Source organism: Paenarthrobacter sp. FR1 (genome assembly GCF_051106045.1).
Lineage (GTDB): Bacteria > Actinomycetota > Actinomycetes > Actinomycetales > Micrococcaceae > Arthrobacter > Arthrobacter nitroguajacolicus_A.
This window is the reverse complement of the sequence record NZ_JBPFSF010000009.1, coordinates 170647-185558: the sequence shown is the minus strand read 5'-3', so window position 1 is coordinate 185558 and position 14912 is coordinate 170647. Positions and strand designations below refer to the sequence as shown.

General features: G+C 63.6%; 22 protein-coding genes. 7 read left to right on the top strand and 15 right to left on the bottom strand.

What is annotated here, in order from left to right:
• Nucleotides 1-12: 12 nt before the first annotated feature.
• The 9 genes from ACR30Z_RS17460 to ACR30Z_RS17420 all read right to left on the bottom strand — a co-directional run bounded on the left by ACR30Z_RS17460 (nucleotide 13) and on the right by ACR30Z_RS17420 (nucleotide 4214).
• Nucleotides 13-375, bottom strand: coding sequence for a hypothetical protein (locus ACR30Z_RS17460; RefSeq protein WP_434373825.1), 363 nt, complete (start codon nucleotides 373-375; stop codon nucleotides 13-15).
• Nucleotides 372-1004 carry an Asp23/Gls24 family envelope stress response protein gene (locus ACR30Z_RS17455; RefSeq protein WP_434373823.1) on the bottom strand — a complete coding sequence of 211 codons (633 nt, stop codon included), beginning with the start codon at nucleotides 1002-1004 and terminating at the stop codon, nucleotides 372-374. Before ACR30Z_RS17455 ends, ACR30Z_RS17460 begins: the two co-directional genes overlap by 4 nt.
• A complete protein-coding gene (locus ACR30Z_RS17450; RefSeq protein WP_144652336.1) occupies nucleotides 1001-1585 on the bottom strand; it encodes an RNA polymerase sigma factor in 585 nt (194 codons plus the stop codon). Before ACR30Z_RS17450 ends, ACR30Z_RS17455 begins: the two co-directional genes overlap by 4 nt.
• Before the next feature lie 82 nt (nucleotides 1586-1667).
• On the bottom strand, nucleotides 1668-1898 hold the full coding sequence (locus ACR30Z_RS17445) for a CsbD family protein (protein ID WP_144652335.1): 231 nt from the start codon (nucleotides 1896-1898) through the stop codon (nucleotides 1668-1670).
• A 76-nt stretch (nucleotides 1899-1974) separates the two neighbouring features.
• Nucleotides 1975-2616, bottom strand: coding sequence for a hypothetical protein (locus tag ACR30Z_RS17440; RefSeq protein WP_144652334.1), 642 nt, complete (start codon nucleotides 2614-2616; stop codon nucleotides 1975-1977).
• Entirely contained in the window at nucleotides 2613-3194 is a 582-nt protein-coding gene (locus tag ACR30Z_RS17435) for a hypothetical protein (RefSeq protein ID WP_434373820.1), read from the bottom strand. The genes ACR30Z_RS17440 and ACR30Z_RS17435 overlap by 4 nt, the downstream gene beginning before the upstream one ends.
• Nucleotides 3191-3553, bottom strand: a complete 363-nt coding sequence (locus ACR30Z_RS17430; protein WP_434373818.1) for a hypothetical protein — start codon at nucleotides 3551-3553, stop codon at nucleotides 3191-3193. The genes ACR30Z_RS17435 and ACR30Z_RS17430 overlap by 4 nt, the downstream gene beginning before the upstream one ends.
• Nucleotides 3550-3741, bottom strand: coding sequence for a DUF2273 domain-containing protein (locus ACR30Z_RS17425; protein WP_144652331.1), 192 nt, complete (start codon nucleotides 3739-3741; stop codon nucleotides 3550-3552). The genes ACR30Z_RS17430 and ACR30Z_RS17425 overlap by 4 nt, the downstream gene beginning before the upstream one ends.
• The gene (locus ACR30Z_RS17420) at nucleotides 3738-4214 is read right to left on the bottom strand and encodes an Asp23/Gls24 family envelope stress response protein (protein WP_144652330.1); all 477 of its coding nucleotides are present in this window, start codon (nucleotides 4212-4214) and stop codon (nucleotides 3738-3740) included. Before ACR30Z_RS17420 ends, ACR30Z_RS17425 begins: the two co-directional genes overlap by 4 nt.
• 212 nt (nucleotides 4215-4426) lie before the next feature.
• Between ACR30Z_RS17420 and ACR30Z_RS17415 the strand changes: the two genes are divergently transcribed.
• From ACR30Z_RS17415 to ACR30Z_RS17400, 4 genes are all read left to right on the top strand, one after another.
• Nucleotides 4427-6331: a DUF2264 domain-containing protein gene (locus tag ACR30Z_RS17415; RefSeq protein ID WP_434373815.1), complete on the top strand. Its 1905-nt coding sequence runs from the start codon at nucleotides 4427-4429 to the stop codon at nucleotides 6329-6331.
• Between the two features lie 121 nt (nucleotides 6332-6452).
• Nucleotides 6453-6656 (top strand): hypothetical protein, encoded by a 204-nt coding sequence (locus ACR30Z_RS17410; protein ID WP_144652328.1) that lies wholly within the window; start codon nucleotides 6453-6455, stop codon nucleotides 6654-6656.
• A gap of 151 nt (nucleotides 6657-6807) precedes the next feature.
• Complete coding sequence (locus ACR30Z_RS17405) at nucleotides 6808-7608, top strand: DUF1206 domain-containing protein (RefSeq protein WP_434373812.1); 801 nt, start codon at nucleotides 6808-6810, stop codon at nucleotides 7606-7608.
• Between the two features lie 110 nt (nucleotides 7609-7718).
• A complete protein-coding gene (locus ACR30Z_RS17400) occupies nucleotides 7719-8648 on the top strand; it encodes an SDR family oxidoreductase (RefSeq protein WP_434373810.1) in 930 nt (309 codons plus the stop codon).
• Here ACR30Z_RS17400 and ACR30Z_RS17395 read toward each other — a convergent pair.
• From ACR30Z_RS17395 to ACR30Z_RS17380, 4 genes are all read right to left on the bottom strand, one after another.
• Nucleotides 8600-9496, bottom strand: a complete 897-nt coding sequence (locus ACR30Z_RS17395) for an AraC family transcriptional regulator (protein ID WP_144652325.1) — start codon at nucleotides 9494-9496, stop codon at nucleotides 8600-8602. The genes ACR30Z_RS17400 and ACR30Z_RS17395 overlap by 49 nt on opposite strands.
• 147 nt (nucleotides 9497-9643) lie before the next feature.
• A complete protein-coding gene (locus ACR30Z_RS17390; RefSeq protein WP_144652324.1) occupies nucleotides 9644-9904 on the bottom strand; it encodes a hypothetical protein in 261 nt (86 codons plus the stop codon).
• Nucleotides 9897-10166: a GlsB/YeaQ/YmgE family stress response membrane protein gene (locus ACR30Z_RS17385; protein WP_011776522.1), complete on the bottom strand. Its 270-nt coding sequence runs from the start codon at nucleotides 10164-10166 to the stop codon at nucleotides 9897-9899. The genes ACR30Z_RS17390 and ACR30Z_RS17385 overlap by 8 nt, the downstream gene beginning before the upstream one ends.
• A gap of 303 nt (nucleotides 10167-10469) precedes the next feature.
• The gene (locus tag ACR30Z_RS17380) at nucleotides 10470-10667 is read right to left on the bottom strand and encodes a CsbD family protein (protein ID WP_144652323.1); all 198 of its coding nucleotides are present in this window, start codon (nucleotides 10665-10667) and stop codon (nucleotides 10470-10472) included.
• A gap of 186 nt (nucleotides 10668-10853) precedes the next feature.
• On the opposite strand from ACR30Z_RS17380, the gene ACR30Z_RS17375 reads away from it, so the two are divergent.
• Nucleotides 10854-11276 carry a hypothetical protein gene (locus ACR30Z_RS17375; protein ID WP_434373807.1) on the top strand — a complete coding sequence of 141 codons (423 nt, stop codon included), beginning with the start codon at nucleotides 10854-10856 and terminating at the stop codon, nucleotides 11274-11276.
• Here the strand turns inward: ACR30Z_RS17375 and ACR30Z_RS17370 are convergent.
• Nucleotides 11273-11977, bottom strand: a complete 705-nt coding sequence (locus ACR30Z_RS17370) for an alpha/beta fold hydrolase (protein ID WP_434373805.1) — start codon at nucleotides 11975-11977, stop codon at nucleotides 11273-11275. The two genes, ACR30Z_RS17375 and ACR30Z_RS17370, sit on opposite strands and share 4 nt — an antisense overlap.
• 42 nt (nucleotides 11978-12019) lie before the next feature.
• Nucleotides 12020-12586 carry a YdeI/OmpD-associated family protein gene (locus ACR30Z_RS17365; RefSeq protein WP_434373803.1) on the bottom strand — a complete coding sequence of 189 codons (567 nt, stop codon included), beginning with the start codon at nucleotides 12584-12586 and terminating at the stop codon, nucleotides 12020-12022.
• 161 nt (nucleotides 12587-12747) lie between these two features.
• Here ACR30Z_RS17365 and ACR30Z_RS17360 point away from each other — a divergent pair, with 161 nt between their 5' ends.
• Both ACR30Z_RS17360 and ACR30Z_RS17355 read left to right on the top strand, forming a co-directional pair.
• Nucleotides 12748-14259, top strand: coding sequence for a fumarylacetoacetate hydrolase family protein (locus tag ACR30Z_RS17360; protein ID WP_434373801.1), 1512 nt, complete (start codon nucleotides 12748-12750; stop codon nucleotides 14257-14259).
• On the top strand, nucleotides 14252-14908 hold the full coding sequence (locus ACR30Z_RS17355) for a GntR family transcriptional regulator (protein ID WP_144652318.1): 657 nt from the start codon (nucleotides 14252-14254) through the stop codon (nucleotides 14906-14908). Before ACR30Z_RS17360 ends, ACR30Z_RS17355 begins: the two co-directional genes overlap by 8 nt.
• Nucleotides 14909-14912: the final 4 nt, after the last annotated feature.

Below are 14912 nucleotides of genomic sequence, written 5' to 3'. Positions count from 1 at the left end.
GACGCCCGTTGCCTAACTGCCCAGCTGCACCACGGAAATCTCGACGACGGCGGCCCGGGGGAGAAGGTGCCTGCGGATCGCCCCGGCTGCTTCGCGGGTCACGGCCGGAGCAGGGTGGGAAGCACTCACCCCGATCCTGACTTTCACGGCCAGTGTGTCGCCGGTCTCGACCAGGCCGATCAGCGGAAGTTTCTCTCCGGTGACCGCAGCCAGGGCGGCACCGGCTATGGACTGCCACAATGGCTGGGCGGGATAGACCGAGTGGACCCCCTCGACCGCCTGGACGAGGCCGAGCAGTTCCTCGGCCAGGGCGGTTGACACGGCTGCCGACCCGCCCACAGGGGAAGTGTTCGCGGCTTCCAAAAACTCCGTCATGGCTGGTCCTCCGTGTTCAGCGGATCTGTGGTGTCAGGTGTATCGGTGGGCTGGACCGGTGCCGGCGGCTCGAGGACGTCCGTCACGGTGATGTTGATGGTCTGGATGTTCAGTTCTGTCTGGGTTGCCAGCGTCCTCGCCAGCTCGTCACGGAGGGCGGCTGCGCGTTCTTCCATGGGGTGTCCGTACACCACGGCTACTTCCACCTCCACTGTGATGGGGGCTCCCATGGTGGTCACCTCTCCCTGCAGCCGGCACTTGCCGGCCGCAGTCCCCGGGAGTGCGTCGGCCACGGACCGGATCAAGGCCGAGACCGCTCCTTCGGATTCCCACAGCGTGTCATCCGGGTGTTCCGCCTGCAAGGGAATGCTCCGTCCGGGCCGCAGTTCCAAGCGCAGGTTGTCCAGGATGGACTGCATCCAGTCGTCGTTGCCTGAGCCCGCGTCTGCTACATCGGACCGGAGCAAATCCCCGCCGAGTTGGGAGAGGTTGCGCAGGGAGGCCAGTGCGGCCTGGCATTCGGGGCACCTCTCCAGGTGCGCGGGATCATCAATCTGTCCCGTATCCAGATAGGCACTGAGATCCGCAAGGCTGTGCCCGCAGTCGAGGGTGTCGTTGGGGGTGTTCATCGCCATTCCTCCATGGTGCGTGCGAGCGTGATCCGTGCCCGGGCCAACCGGCCTCGGACACTGGCGGGGCTGATGTTCAACGTCAGCGCAATCTCCTCGTAGCTCTGGTCATTGAATTCCTTGAGTACCCAACAGCGTCGTTGCTCCTCGGGGAGTGCGGCGAGCGCGGCCTTGAGCGCTTCCACCCGCGAGGCGTTGACGGCGTTGTTTTCCGGATCCTGGGTTCCCGTCCGGGGGCTGTCATCGCGCGGGCTTTCCACGTGGTCCAGATCCACGTGGTTGCGTCGTTTCCTGAGGTGGTCGATGCTGCGGCTACCAAGGATCCTCAAGAGCCAGCCTTTGACGGCGGCAGGCTCCCTCAGGGTGTCCATCTGCTTCCATGCCTGCACCAGCGTTTCCTGGACCACGTCATCGGCGTCGGCGAGGCTGCCCGTCAACCGGCGGGCGGTGGCGCGCATCAGTGGGCCGTGTCGACGTGCGAGCGCTTCGAAAGCTGCCGTGTCACCATCTGCTGCCCGGCCGGCCAGCAAGGCATCCGGAACGAGGTCCAGTTGGTGCTGCGCCGCGGGTGAACCAGTCACGTTCTACCTTCCCAGTGGGGTCGAGGGTCATCGAGGAAAGGGGCCGGCCCCGCAATCGCTGCGGTGCCGACCCGGGAAAGGCCTACTTCCTGGTGAAGCCCTCTTTGAGCTTCTGGGCGGCATCCTTGATGTTGTCACCGATGTCGGCGGCAGCGTCCTTGACCTTCTCACCTGCTTGCTGGAGTTTTGCCTGGGCCTGATCGTGCTGGCCTTCACGCTCCAGCGACTGGTCGCCGGTCAGTTTTCCGGCACCTTCCTTCGCCGCGCCAAGGTGCTCGGCGGCGGCGTTGTTGATTTTGTCGTTGATTCCCATGGTGTTCCCTTTTCTTTTCAGGCGCGTGCTCTGTGGTGCCGCGCATGGTTTGGTGGAGAGAAATGCGTTCCAGCGGTTACCGTGCACGTCGCGATCCGGACACCTGGGTTCGGGCGCCGCTGGTAATTCGGACCAGGACGGGGATTGGATGTCCCAGCAGGGCATCTATTTCCCGGATGAGTTCTTCGGCGGTGTCGGCAAGTTCCCGCGGTGAGCTTCCCTTGCGGGCTTCCACGCGGAGCCGGAGAGCGGTTCCCCGCCGTGACTCCCACGCCGAAACGGACGTAGCCAGGACGTCCCGGTTCCCGCGGAGGGCTTCCCGGAGTGCTGTGGAGACCAGCCCGACGTCCACTACTGTCCGGCCGCGGGCGTCCCCTGCCCCCTGGGATCCGCCCCGTTCCTCAGCCCCGTCCTGTTGCTCGGCGAGGCGTGGAGTACGTCCCCCGCCTTGGGAGGCGAGCCAGGCCGCGCTGAGGGCGACCCCCACCAGCAGCGCCGCGATTCCTGCCACCAGCCACCAACTCCGCACGGGGTCCGGTAGGGGTGCGGTGTCCACGAGGTTCCGGGCGGAATCGCGGACGGATGAAGCCATTGTTGTCCAGGTATCCGCTGCTCCCGGCAGGGTTCCGGCCGCGATGACTGCGGCGCCGGCACCCAGTAGTGCAAGGCCCAGGAGGGCAAGCAGGATGCGGTTCAGTGCACGGTTTGTTTGCCTCATTGCCCCACTGCTCCTTGGTTCAGTACCCGGACACTCGACGACGCCCGGCGGTCCAGCGCGAAGGCGGCCAGTTCGCCGTCGACCACTGTTGTCACGGACTCAAGGTCCAACGGAACGCCCGACGTCGGACGCACCTGGACGCGTACGGACCGTCCACCGACGGTGGTGGTCACCTGCCCTGGGGCCAGGCCGGCGGCGAGCCGGGTGGTGTTGGAGAGAGCTGCAGCGATTACGTCGTCGTCCACCACCACGGCGGCGCGCTGGCTCGCCAAGGAGCGTCGGGCCTTCCGGCCCCTGCCCACGGCAAGCCCCAGCAGCAGCAGGCCCAGAATTCCAAGGCCGGCGCCGGTCGCTGCCATTCCCGCCGGGAGCGTGGTGTCCGGAAGGTCCACAAGCCACTGGAGCATCTGCGAGGGGCTTGCCAGCAGCGGCTGGTCCTTAAGGATCCACAGCACTGCTTCCGCTGCGAGCCATAGGAAAACGACCATGAGGACGCAGGCAGAGATGATAGACGGGAGGGCCCGCGACGAGTGCGTTTCCCGGCGGATCATCCGCCGTTGGATTCGGTCTTGGTTCACAGCACTCTCCTTTCATCGACTCGTTCCGTGGACTGATCCTTGGTACGGGGCTGCTCCTTGGCACCTGCGAGGCGGATATCCACCCGGCCGATCTCCAGGCCGGTCAGCTCCAGGCCGCGGGACACCAGCTGTGTTCGTGCTGCCTGGGCCTGCTGGAAGACGGTGTCCGTGGTTTTCCGCGGTCCCAGAAGCGGCGGGAGTGACAGCTTGACGGAGAGGCTTACCCCGAGCTTCCCGGCGTCGTCCTCCAGTTCGGCTGCCACGTTTCCCGCCCCTATCCGGAACGCCTGGGCGGTGACGGCTTCGAGCGTCTTCCGGAGAGCGTGCTGGGTGATGCGCGTGTGGCCGGCGCGACTCATGATGAGGAGCGCTTGCCCCGCAACGCGTCCAGCACGCCGCGCAGGTCAAGCTTTCCTTCGGCGGAGCGGCCCAGGACAGCCCCGACGCCCATGAACAGTGCCGTCAGCAGGAGGCCCCAGAATCCAAAGGCCAACGCTGCCAGCGCCAGGACCGCACCTATGGCCAGGCCGGTGACGGTGGGGTTCATGCGACCCTCGGCTCACGCTCGGCGTCGTCGGAATCGGCATCCTCGGAGGGAACGTGGATATCGGTGATAGTGATGTTGACCTCGGTGACTTCCATTCCCACGAGGTCTTCGATGGCCGTGTAGACGGCGTCGCGGGCGTTATCGGCCACTTCCTGGAGCGGGTGCGGATACTCGACCACCAGGGTGACGTCTACGGCCACCTGCGTCTGGCCAACTTCAACGTTGACGCCCTGCGTGAGGTCCTTCTGGCCAACCTTTTCGCGGAGGGTTCCGATCGCCCTGGCCGCACCGCCGCCCAAGGCGTGGACGCCGGGGATTTCCTGGATGGCTATGCCGGCGATCTTTGCTACTACGCCATCGGCTACCGTAGTGGCTCCGCGGCCGTCCTTGCCTTTGTCCAGTACCGGCGCCGGGGTGGTGGCGGTTGCGTTCTTTGCGGGTACGTCTGCGGGGGTGTGCGTCTGGGTGGTCATGGCAATCACTCCTGTGTAGTAGATGCTGGCGCTCTTTGCGCCTACATGAAGAAGACGAGGCAACCTCGACCAACCTCACGCTGGATACTGAGTGATGTGCATCACATTTTAGGCGGCGCCCGGGAAGTTCAGTTTTGTTCACTTCGCACCGCGCCCCGCTGCGGACACCTACTGTAAGGAGGCTAGCCACTACGCGCCCCTGCAGGAGACTCATGGCAACCGGCTTCACCATGCCCGCCCCGGATTTTGACCTCAGCCCGATAACCGGGTGGACGCGGCAGCATTGGCTGGCGTTCGCGGATCTACAGTTGCTCGCGGTGCGACCTCACTTTTCCCCGCGGAAGGCGCTGATCGGGCTGGGCGGCAGGCCGTCGTCGTCGGGGGTTTTATCCGACGGGATGGAGGGCTTCGCCCGAACGTTCCTGATGGCGGCGTTCAGGGTGGCTGGGGAGAAGGGGAGCGACCCCCATGGGCATCTTGGCCTGTACCGCGAAGGCCTCCTTGAGGGAACGCAGGCCGGGAGTCCGGAAGCGTGGCTGCCTATTACCGACCGTTCGCAGCCAATGGTGGAGGCTGCGTCCATCGTCCTGGGACTCCAGCTCACCAAACCTTGGCTGTGGGACACGCTCGGCCCTGGAGAACAATCCCGTGTAGCCACCTGGCTGCAGGGCTCCTCGCGGAGCAGTTGCGTGGACAACAACTGGGTCCTTTTCCAAGTGATGATCGCCGAGTTCCTGGCCGGTGCGGGGTTCGAACACGACGAGACCCAGATTGAGCACGGCCTGAAGCGTCTGGAGGACTGGTACGCAGGCGGCGGCTGGTACAGGGACGGGGACAACGACGGCACCGGCGACTTCTTCGACTACTACTGCGGCTGGGCGATGCACCTTTACCCCATCCTGTGGGCAGAGTTCGCCGCGGGCAGGCATCCCGATGCCGATGACCGGCTGGAGGTCTACAGGGGCCGGCTCGCTGCCTTCCTGGAGGATCACGTCCGTTTCTTCGGCTCCAACGGTGCACCTGTCTTCCACGGCCGCTCCCTGATCTACCGCTACGCCGCCGTTGCACCCCTGTTCATGGGGGAGGCGATCTGCGCCACGCCCTTGAACCCGGGCCAGACCCGCCGGCTCGCCAGCGGTGCCGCCCAGTACTTCCTCGACGGCGGAGCGTACGACGGCGGCCTGCCGTCCCTCGGGTGGCTCGGCGAGTTTGAGCCGATGACCCAGGAATACTCCGGTCCGGCCTCCCCGTACTGGACCTCCAAGGCGTTCGTGGGGCTCCTCCTGCCCGCGGACCATCCTGCGTGGACCGCGGTCGAGGAGCCGTCGCCGGTGGAGAACGACGATTGCGTGAAGCGGGTGGAGGGGCCCAATTACGTGCTCCACTCCACGGCCGCCGACGGCATCGCCCGCCTGCTCAACCATGGCAGTGACAAGTACTACGCCCCCGGCCCGGACGACCCCCTCTACCGACGCCTCGCCTACTCGAGCCACACGGCGCCGCTGTTCACAGAGCAGCCGGTGGACAACCACGTCGCCATCCTCAATGACGCGGGAGTTCCCAGCCGGCGTGCCAGGATTCACCGCCTCCGGGCAGGGTGCAAGCAAGCGGCCAGTTGGCACGCCCCAGTATGGAATGACGCCGACGATCCCGCTGGCTCGCCGTGGCGGGTAGCCACAGGAACTGCCGCGGCAAATGGATACGAACTGCGGGTGCATGCCATTAGTGCCCCGACCGGTTCAATCCAGACGGTCCGCGAGGGCGGCTACGCCCTTGCCGGCACCGTCCCGGTGGACCAGCAGGACGGATTCCTTCGTACCCCGGCACTGCGAACAGCCGTCTGGCCGCTCCACGGCTACTCAAGCAGCGGGATCTTCCGAGCGGAAGGCGTTTCGCCTTTGGGAGAGCATGCCGCGTGCAGCTATCTTGAGGGCCGGTTGTTGGGCGAACGCAGCTGCTTCGCCTCTCTGGTGTACCTCGGAGGCGAGGCCGACGCCCCGGTTCCTGCCGCCGTCGAGCCCTTTGCGGCTTTCGAGATCCACGACGACGGCACGCGCGTGAGTGCCCGGCTCACCTTGGCCCCAGGGCAGGTTCTGGAGGTGCTGTTCGAGTTCTGAGGTGCAGGCTGAAAGCTTGAGCCAATCTTGAGATGACCCGGCGTCGTTCTTGAGGACCCCATCCGATGGTTGAAACATCAGCCAATGGAGCTGATGGGAACTTCCAGGAAGGACCACCGAAATGACTGAGCAGATCTCCGCCAAGTCCATGAACACCGGCGCTGCCTACGTGAAGACCGATGCCCATGGCGGTGTCGTGGAGACTGGCCGCCAGGCAGGGGAAGTTCCCGGCCAGGCCCGTGCAGTCGTGGCCGTCCGTGAGCAATTCAACCCCCTCGGCGCAGGGCTTCGGAGCATCTGGCCGCAGTCGGTGGTCGGGTTCTAGGGACCTTTCATTTTTCTGGGCGGGCAGGCACCTCAGGTGCCTGCCCAAGGTCGTTAAGCTCGCGGTGGTTGGGGACGTGGCTTTGGCGGGGTTCGGGTGGCACGATGGTGTGCAGACGGCATAACTAAGGAGGCTTGTCATCAAGGAAGAGATGAGAAAGGCCGCCGACATGGCCGAGGAAGCCTCGAACTCGCGCACCTTTGCGGTTGTCGCCCGGGCGGGGTACGTCGTAAGCGGCTTGTTGCACATACTCATAGGCGCCATCGCCCTCCAACTTGCGGTGGGCCGTGGCGGTGAGGCCGATGTGTCCGGAGCTGTCGCATCGTTGGCCAGCCAACCAGCCGGGCCCTTCCTGTTATGGGCATGCTTCGCTGCGTGTGCAGCCCTCGCTTTATGGCAATTGGGGAACGCCATCCTGGGGCAAAGGACAGGGTCCAACAAACTCGGCAAGAGGCTCTCGGCGGTGGGACAGGCGATGGTGTTTGCCGCCCTTGCTGCCACCATCATTTCGTTCGTCGTAGGCAAAGGGCAGAACAGCCGGGAAAGTTCCAGCGACGTTACCGTCACGCTGATGAAGGCGCCCTTCGGGATGTTCCTGCTCATCGCTGCCGGCGCCGGGATCGCGATCACGGGCATTGTGTTTGCCGTGCGGGGATTTCGGCAGACATTCACCAAAGACCTCTCACTCTCGTCTGCCCGGACGGTACGGAAGTTCCAGGTGGGCGTGGGCGTGGTGGGGTACATCGCCAAGGGGATCGCCCTTTTCCTGGTTGGCCTGTTGGTGGTCATCGCCACAGTCCGGGCGCAGCCCGAACAATCAACTGGACTCGACGGAAGCCTCAAGGCGCTGAGGGAACAGCCCTATGGGCCGTATCTCTTGGCCGCCGTAGCGTTGGGGCTTATTGCTTACGGACTGTTCCTGATGGTGAAGGCCAGGACGCTCCGGACCTGACGCCACGGGTTTAGGGCTGCCGGCCCGTGGGTACAGGCAGGAGGACCGCTGGGTACAGGCAATGAGAACTGTGCAATCTGAAGCAGTGCAATCTGAAAAGGGGCAGAACCATGACTCAGGATGATCCAAACCAGAAGCCGCAGGCAGACGGGCACAAGCTCACCTCCGCACCGTCCGACCCCCGGAGTGGTTACCACACCGGTAAATTCCCGCAGCAGGAACAGCAACAGCCGGGGCTTACCAAGCCCTTGGAACCCCAACCGGACCACGGCGAGAAGAGCTATGTGGGACACGGCCGGTTGCGGGGCAAGACGGCGCTCATCACGGGCGGCGACTCCGGTATCGGTGCAGCCGTGGCTATTGCCTACGCCCGTGAATGCGCCAACGTGGCCATCAGCTACCTTCCGGAGGAAGAGGAAGACGCACAGTCGACGGCGGAATGGATCCGTGAGTGCGGCGCCCAGGTTTTGCTGCTGCCCGGCGACGCCCGGGACGAAGGTTTCGCGACCGACATCGTGGAGCGTACCGTGCAGGAACTAGGTGGCCTCAACGTAGTGGTGTTGAACGCGGCCTACCAAAAGAACCGCGAAGGTTTGGAGACCATCCCCACCGAGGAGTTCGACCGCGTCTTCAAGACCAACCTCTACTCGCTCATCTGGACGGCGCAAGCGGCGATTCCACATCTACGTCCCGGTGCGTCCATCATCGTCACGGCATCCATCCAGGCCTTCAATCCGTCAGCCCAGCTGGTTGATTACGCCATGACCAAAGCGGCCCAAGTGGCCTTCACCAAGGCCATGGCTGAGGAACTTGGACCCAAGGGAATCCGAGTCAATGCCGTGGCCCCGGGACCCATCTGGACACCCCTGATCCCTGCTACGGAATGGCCGGACAAGCTGCCCACTTTCGGGCAGGACACTCCGCTGGGCCGGGCCGGACAGCCGGCTGAGTTGGCCCCCGCGTACGTCTTGCTGGCATCCGACGAGGGTTCCTACATGTCCGGAGCAGTGCTGCCCGTCACGGGCGGCAAAGGACTCTGAGACTCGATGGGGATCCACAGCTCCCCACGTCCATGGCTACCTCCAGCTTCCACGTGGACGCTGAGCAGTTCTGGTCCGGGTGCCCACCTGTACGGGTTGGCAGGAAACCACTCCGTTGCAGCGTCCGCCCACATGTTTTGAAGAACTTCCGGGAACTTTCCTTCGGTTGTGAAGACAACCCACAACCCAGCAGGCACCTCAAGGGAGTCGAAACCCTCAGGTGCCGGCTGAGTGGAGGCTACTGCGTGCCAGTAGTCCAGGTTGCTTCCTTCGGTGCGCTGTTCATCGATGTTGTCCGTGACCGATAGCGGTCCTGATGGATCGGTATCCGCGAACTCCAGCATGCGCTTGGTGACTGCCGGATCCAGGCTTCGCTGGAAGTCGATGATGGCTTGGTTGGGCCCGGAGTGGACCAGCGGGACACGTGCTTTCAAGCCAATCAGGCGGAAAGCTGCCTTCTTCACTATGCGGTGCTTCATGTCGGTATTCCCTTCGATTCGGAGGTGGAACCTCAGCTGAGGTTGGGAATGAAGTACCGCGCCGGGGCGTCGCGCCTCGGTAGGCGTCAGCCCGTGCATGGCCCTGAACGCCCGCGTGAACGCTTCTGCTGATCCGTATCCGTAGCGAACGGCGACGTCCAAGACTGTATCGCCGTCCAGGATCTCCGCAGTGGCGGCCGTCAGGCGGCGCCGGCGGATGTACTCCGAGACGGGAATCCCCGCCAAGGAGGAAAACATCCGGCGGAAGTGATACTCGGACGTGAGGGCGGTCCGCGCCAACGCACCCACCTCTACCTCCGCAGTCAGGTCCTGCTCAATGAGTTCGATCGCTTGGTTCCATTCGCGCACGGCTATCTCCATTCCTCCACCGACGCTACGCGGACAGCTCCGCAGTTGCCCCGACAATCCATGCCCGAAAGTATCAGGCTCCCGGCACAACGAAAGAACCCGGAGGCTGCAGTCGCAGTCTCCGGGTTCTTTGCGGATATTCAGCTGTTACTGGCCACTTGAGCCAGATGCTTCGTCGTCCGGTTCGGAGGAGAATGGACGATCCTTGGGGGTGTCCTCCGTGTTGTGCTCGTCGAGTTCCGCGTCCGCTGATGGGACGGTCTTCTCGGCATAGTCACCCTCGGTGTAGTCACCACCGGCGTCGTCCTTCAACGCTTCCGGTGACGCACCTGCGTCGCCGTAGTCGCCCTCGGAATACTGACCTTCGCGTTCGTCGGCGTTGGCATCACGATTCTGGTTGTTAGCCATGGTGTGCCTTACGGCCAGTGACCAGGCCGTAGATCAGCAGCACGATGATCGAGCCGCCGATAGCCAGGAGCCACGTGGTGAGGGAGAAGAATTCCTGAAGGCCGGTGCCGAAGATGAGGCCACCGATCCAGCCGCCCAGCAGAGCGCCGACGACGCCCAACAGGAGGGTGATCAGCCAGCCGCCACCCTGGCGGCCGGGAAGAATAAGCTTTGCGATAGCGCCAGCCAAAAGGCCGAGCAGAAGAAAACCAAAGAAACCCATTTTTGCTCCTACTTTCTTGTTATGGAAATTCCATGAACGTGATGAAGCGAGTAAGTTCACCGGGTGCCTGTTCCAAGCTGTAGGCACCGTAATGGGGCCCCTGGAGGCCCTATGGAATTGGGGGAGTGGAACGATTTATGCAACCCCGATGAATTTGTTATATACAGCCAATAAAGCACTCCTGCCGATTGGGTCGGACTCGGTACTACACCAGTAACGCTAGCCGCTCAGCTGGCTAGTAGCAAGTAACCTGACTATTAGGCTGCCCTTGGCCCCAGGCCCGGGGATGCGCGGATTCGAGGCCTAACGGCCCTCCAAAGAGTCCTTGACGCCCTTAGCGGCGTCCTTGGCTTTCTCGCCGGCCTGCTTCAGATTTGCCGTGGTTTGCTCTGCCTGACCTTCGGCCTGAAGGTCCCTGTCACCCGAAGCCTGGCCGGTCTTTTCCTTGACCTTGCCAACTGCTTCTTCAGTGGCGTTCTTAATCTTGTCACCCAGTCCCATGGTTTTCACTCCTCGGGTTGTGATGCGGTTACTCCCTGCGGTTATCCGCTGGATGGCATAACATTTTAGTGGACTCTTTTATTTCGGCAAATCCGTATTAACTTGCCCACGGTCAAGGCGCGGGTGGCATGGTGCAGCCCGCGGGACTACTGTCGAAGGATAAACACCTCGGAAGGAGTGATTGCTGTGAAAGGCAAAGCATTGTTCGCCGTTGGCGTGGCTGTCGGCTACGTGTGGGGATCCAAATCCTGGCCGGAGGTGTACCGGCGGATCCGTGGAGGCACGGAAAAGGTCTGGAAGAACCCGGAGGTTCAGGAGAACGTCCATCAGGCCACGGAAGCCGTTCAGGAATCCGTTCCTGACATCCTGGACAACCTGTACGAGGCCGGCAAGAAGCTGATGGAGAAGGCCGAGACCATGTTCCCGGGCATCACCTCACCGAAGTCCGGCCAACACTCAGATGCGAAGCCCACTGCGACCACGGTGCCCACCATCAAGTCGGATGTCATATCTGATCCCGCCTTGGATGACACCACCGGTAGTGACTGGACGGGTGAGGGCGGCGCAGCGCCGGAAGGACCAGCCACAAATACGCCGCCCCGTCCTTAGTCGGCGCGGCCCACTGCCGTCAGGATTGCTTCGCCCAGTTCCTTGGGCTTGGTGAACTGCGGCCAGTGGCCCGTAGGCAGGTCTATGTATTGGACATCCCGGATCCGGGCTAGTTCGGCTGTGAACGGGTGCCCGGCGTCCATCCATTCCTTGAGCAGCGACGACGGAAACTGGCACGCGATGATCGTGGCGGGGACGTCGTAGCGCCGGATGTCGTTCAAGTGCTGCTGGTCGAAAGCGACCCCTTTGGGTTCCGGGATAGCCCGTGCGCGGAAGGCTTCCTTCAGGTGGTCGGTGAGGTCCACGAGATCTTCGTCCTCGAATGCTTCCCACGGCGGCAGCGGAATGTCGTGGCCGTCGTCGGGCAGTTCATCGTTGACGACCCCGCCCTCGCCGAGTGGTCCACTGTCCACATAGATGGCACGGGCCACGCGGTCGGGGCGGGCATCCACGACGCCATGAATGATGGCGCCGCCGCCCGAGTGGCCCACCAGGATGACCTCTCCCTGGAGCGAGTCCACTTTCTCCACTACGGCATCAATATGGGTGCGAAGGCCGATGCCCGCCCGTGCGGAATCCACCGACTCCAGCCCTGGCAGGGTGAGCGGATGAACAGTGTGTCCTGCCGCCACCAGGGGTGGGGTCACCTCCTCCCACGACGACGCGTCCAACCAGAAGCCGGGTACAAGGATGATGTCCATGCGGGTACCCTACGGGAGCCCACCGACAAGATGTAAGGGCGGTTAGTTCCCCAGCGCCAGGCCGTCCACGGCTTTCGCCACCATCTTGGCGCGAGAGTCCGGCGTTCGGGTTTTGAGGACTTGCAGGATGATGAGGTATCTGTCGGTCTTTCCGAGCCGGTCAAAAGCGTCGCTGGCTGCAGGGCTGAGTGCCAATGCGGCTCGCAGATCGTCCGGAACCTCAGCGTTGGCCTGTGAGACGTAGGCGGCTTCCCATCGCCCGTCCGCCTTCGCTGCGTCGATTTCCGCAAATCCGGATGACTGCATGCGTCCAGCCTGGATCAGGGTTTCCACTTTTCCTACGTTGACTTGGGACCACGAACTCCGGGCCCGACGACGCGAATACCTCTGCAGGAAGGTCTTCTGGTCAAAGCCCTTCCTTTGCCCGTCGATCCAGCCGAAACAGAGTGCGCCGTCCAGCGCCTCCCCGATGCTGATCAACCCGGCGTCGGAGTTCTTCTTGCCAATCACCAGCCAGGCCTCGGTCTTGGTGTCATGGTTCCCGGCGAGCCAACCTTCCCACTCCGCTCCGCTGGAGAACCTCAGCAACTCCGGCTCACTCTTCTCCATCGCGCACCTCCCTTTCCAACTAACTGGCAATAGTGGTTGTTTTGGCGGCTCATAACAACCACTAGTGCCAGTCAGTTGGGGGTTGACGTGGATCACGTTTCCGGGTCATAGTTTTCGTATACGATTTCGTACTCGATAAATGTTCGATCAGAGGAGGCGCCGTGACACTGGAGTTCCGGACCCAGGAAGTCAGCCAGGACATGCTGGCCCGGACGCGCAAAGTCATTGCGGTCCACATCAACTACCCCAGCCGTGCCGCGCAGCGTGGACGTACCCCGCAGCAGCCGTCGTACTTCCTGAAGCCCTCCTCGTCCTTGGCGCTCGGCTCGGCTGATGCCCCCGGCACGGTGGAGCGTCCGGCCGGTTGTGAACTGCTCGGCTATGAAGGCGAGATCGCCCTGGTCATCGGCAAATCCGCCCGCCGCGTCGGCCTCGACGATGCGTGGAGCCACGTCGAGTGGGTCACCGCGTCCAACGACCTCGGCGTCTACGACCTCCGCTACGCGGACAAAGGATCCAACGTCCGGTCCAAGGGCGGCGACGGCTTCACGCCGGTAGGTCCAGCGTTGATCCCAGCCGACGCCGTGGATCCCGCCGCCCTGCGCATCCGGGCCTGGCACAACGGCGAACGCGTCCAGGACGACACCACCGAAGACCTGCTCTTCCCGTTCGCGCAGCTCGTCGCGGACCTTTCTCAGCTGCTCACGCTCGAAGAGGGCGACATCATCCTCACCGGCACCCCCGCCGGCGCCTCCGTTGCCAAGCCGGGTGACGTCGTCGAAATTGAGGTCACCGGTGGTGACTTCAGCAGCGGCCGCTTGGTCACCAAGGTAACGGAAGGTACGACGCCGTTCGCGGACTTTGGTGCCCGACCCAAGACCGATGACACCCAGCGGGAAGAGGCGTACGGATCCCGGGAGGCGGCTGGCCTGGAGGCTGCAGGACCGGAGACGGCCGCGAGTGTTCTGACTCCTGAACTGAAGGCAAAGCTGGAAAGCGTCGCTACGGCCACGTTGTCGTCCCAGCTGCGCAAGCGCGGGCTGAACAACGTGAGCATCGACGGCCTGCAGGCCACCCGTCCGGAGCGCAAAGTGGTGGGCCTGGCCCGGACCCTGCGGTATGTGCCCAACCGCGAAGATCTCTTCAAGTCCCACGGCGGCGGGTTCAACGCCCAGAAGCGCGCCATTGACTCCGTGAACGAAGGCGAAATCCTGGTGATGGAAGCCCGCGGGGAAAAGGGGACCGGCACCGTGGGGGACATCCTCGCGCTGCGTGCCCAGGTCCGGGGGGCCGCTGCCATCATCACCGACGGCGGCGTTCGTGACTACGCGGCCGTGGCGGGACTGGAAATGCCGACGTACTTTGCGAATCCGCACCCGGCAGTGCTGGGACGCCGACACATCCCGTGGGACACGGATATCACCATTGCCTGCGGGGGGGCCACCGTGCAGCCCGGAGACATCATCGTGGCCGACTCGGACGGCATCCTGGTGATTCCGCCGGCTATTGCCGAGGAATTGGTGGACGACTGCATTCAGCAGGAAAAGGAAGAAATCTTCATTTTCCAGATGGTCCAGGAAGGCCACAGCGTTGATGGGCTCTACCCCATGAACGCCGAGTGGCAGGCCCGCTACAAGGCTTGGGAAGCCACGGAAGGGGCCCAAGGTGACTGAAGCCGCCGTCGAAAGTAAGTCCCAGCAGGCCTATGCCGCCGTGAAGGCGCGGATCGTGGAAGGCACCTACACTCCGGGCTACCGGCTGGTGCTGGCGAAAATCGCCGAAGACCTGGGCTTCAGCGTGGTTCCCGTGCGGGAAGCGATTCGCCGACTGGAAGCCGAAGGGCTGGTGAAGTTCGAGCGGAACGTGGGCGCCACGGTGTCCGGGATCGACCCCACCGAGTACCTCTACACGATGCAGACACTGAGCATCGTGGAGGGTGCGGCCACGGCACTTTCCGCTCCGCTGATCGACTCGGTAGCGATTGCCCGGGCACGTGCGGTGAACGAGGAGATGCGCGAGTGCCTGGAGCATTTCGATCCCGTCCGCTTCACGGCGCTGAACCAAGACTTCCACAGCGTACTTTTTGAACACTGCCCCAATCCGCACATTCTGGACCTCGTCCACCGCGGCTGGAACCGGCTGGCCTCGCTGCGCTCGTCCACATTCCGGTTCGTGCCTGGCCGCGCGCAGGAATCGGTGCGCGAACACGAGGCACTGCTGCAGCTCATTGAGAACGCCGCGGACGCAGACACCATCGAGAAAGCAGCCCGCCAGCACCGCGCCGCCACCCTGGACGCCTACTTGGCCCAAGCAAAACCGTAACCAC

Coding starts and splice junctions, on each gene's coding strand:
- ACR30Z_RS17460 (WP_434373825.1), bottom strand. CDS start 375: ATGACGGAGTTTTTGGAAGCCGCGAACACTTCCCCTGTGGGCGGGTCG.
- ACR30Z_RS17455 (WP_434373823.1), bottom strand. CDS start 1,004: ATGAACACCCCCAACGACACCCTCGACTGCGGGCACAGCCTTGCGGAT.
- ACR30Z_RS17445 (WP_144652335.1), bottom strand. CDS start 1,898: ATGGGAATCAACGACAAAATCAACAACGCCGCCGCCGAGCACCTTGGC.
- ACR30Z_RS17440 (WP_144652334.1), bottom strand. CDS start 2,616: ATGAGGCAAACAAACCGTGCACTGAACCGCATCCTGCTTGCCCTCCTG.
- ACR30Z_RS17430 (WP_434373818.1), bottom strand. CDS start 3,553: ATGAGTCGCGCCGGCCACACGCGCATCACCCAGCACGCTCTCCGGAAG.
- ACR30Z_RS17425 (WP_144652331.1), bottom strand. CDS start 3,741: ATGAACCCCACCGTCACCGGCCTGGCCATAGGTGCGGTCCTGGCGCTG.
- ACR30Z_RS17420 (WP_144652330.1), bottom strand. CDS start 4,214: ATGACCACCCAGACGCACACCCCCGCAGACGTACCCGCAAAGAACGCA.
- ACR30Z_RS17415 (WP_434373815.1), top strand. CDS start 4,427: ATGGCAACCGGCTTCACCATGCCCGCCCCGGATTTTGACCTCAGCCCG.
- ACR30Z_RS17410 (WP_144652328.1), top strand. CDS start 6,453: ATGACTGAGCAGATCTCCGCCAAGTCCATGAACACCGGCGCTGCCTAC.
- ACR30Z_RS17405 (WP_434373812.1), top strand. CDS start 6,808: ATGAGAAAGGCCGCCGACATGGCCGAGGAAGCCTCGAACTCGCGCACC.
- ACR30Z_RS17400 (WP_434373810.1), top strand. CDS start 7,719: ATGACTCAGGATGATCCAAACCAGAAGCCGCAGGCAGACGGGCACAAG.
- ACR30Z_RS17390 (WP_144652324.1), bottom strand. CDS start 9,904: ATGGCTAACAACCAGAATCGTGATGCCAACGCCGACGAACGCGAAGGT.
- ACR30Z_RS17385 (WP_011776522.1), bottom strand. CDS start 10,166: ATGGGTTTCTTTGGTTTTCTTCTGCTCGGCCTTTTGGCTGGCGCTATC.
- ACR30Z_RS17380 (WP_144652323.1), bottom strand. CDS start 10,667: ATGGGACTGGGTGACAAGATTAAGAACGCCACTGAAGAAGCAGTTGGC.
- ACR30Z_RS17370 (WP_434373805.1), bottom strand. CDS start 11,977: ATGGACATCATCCTTGTACCCGGCTTCTGGTTGGACGCGTCGTCGTGG.
- ACR30Z_RS17365 (WP_434373803.1), bottom strand. CDS start 12,586: ATGGAGAAGAGTGAGCCGGAGTTGCTGAGGTTCTCCAGCGGAGCGGAG.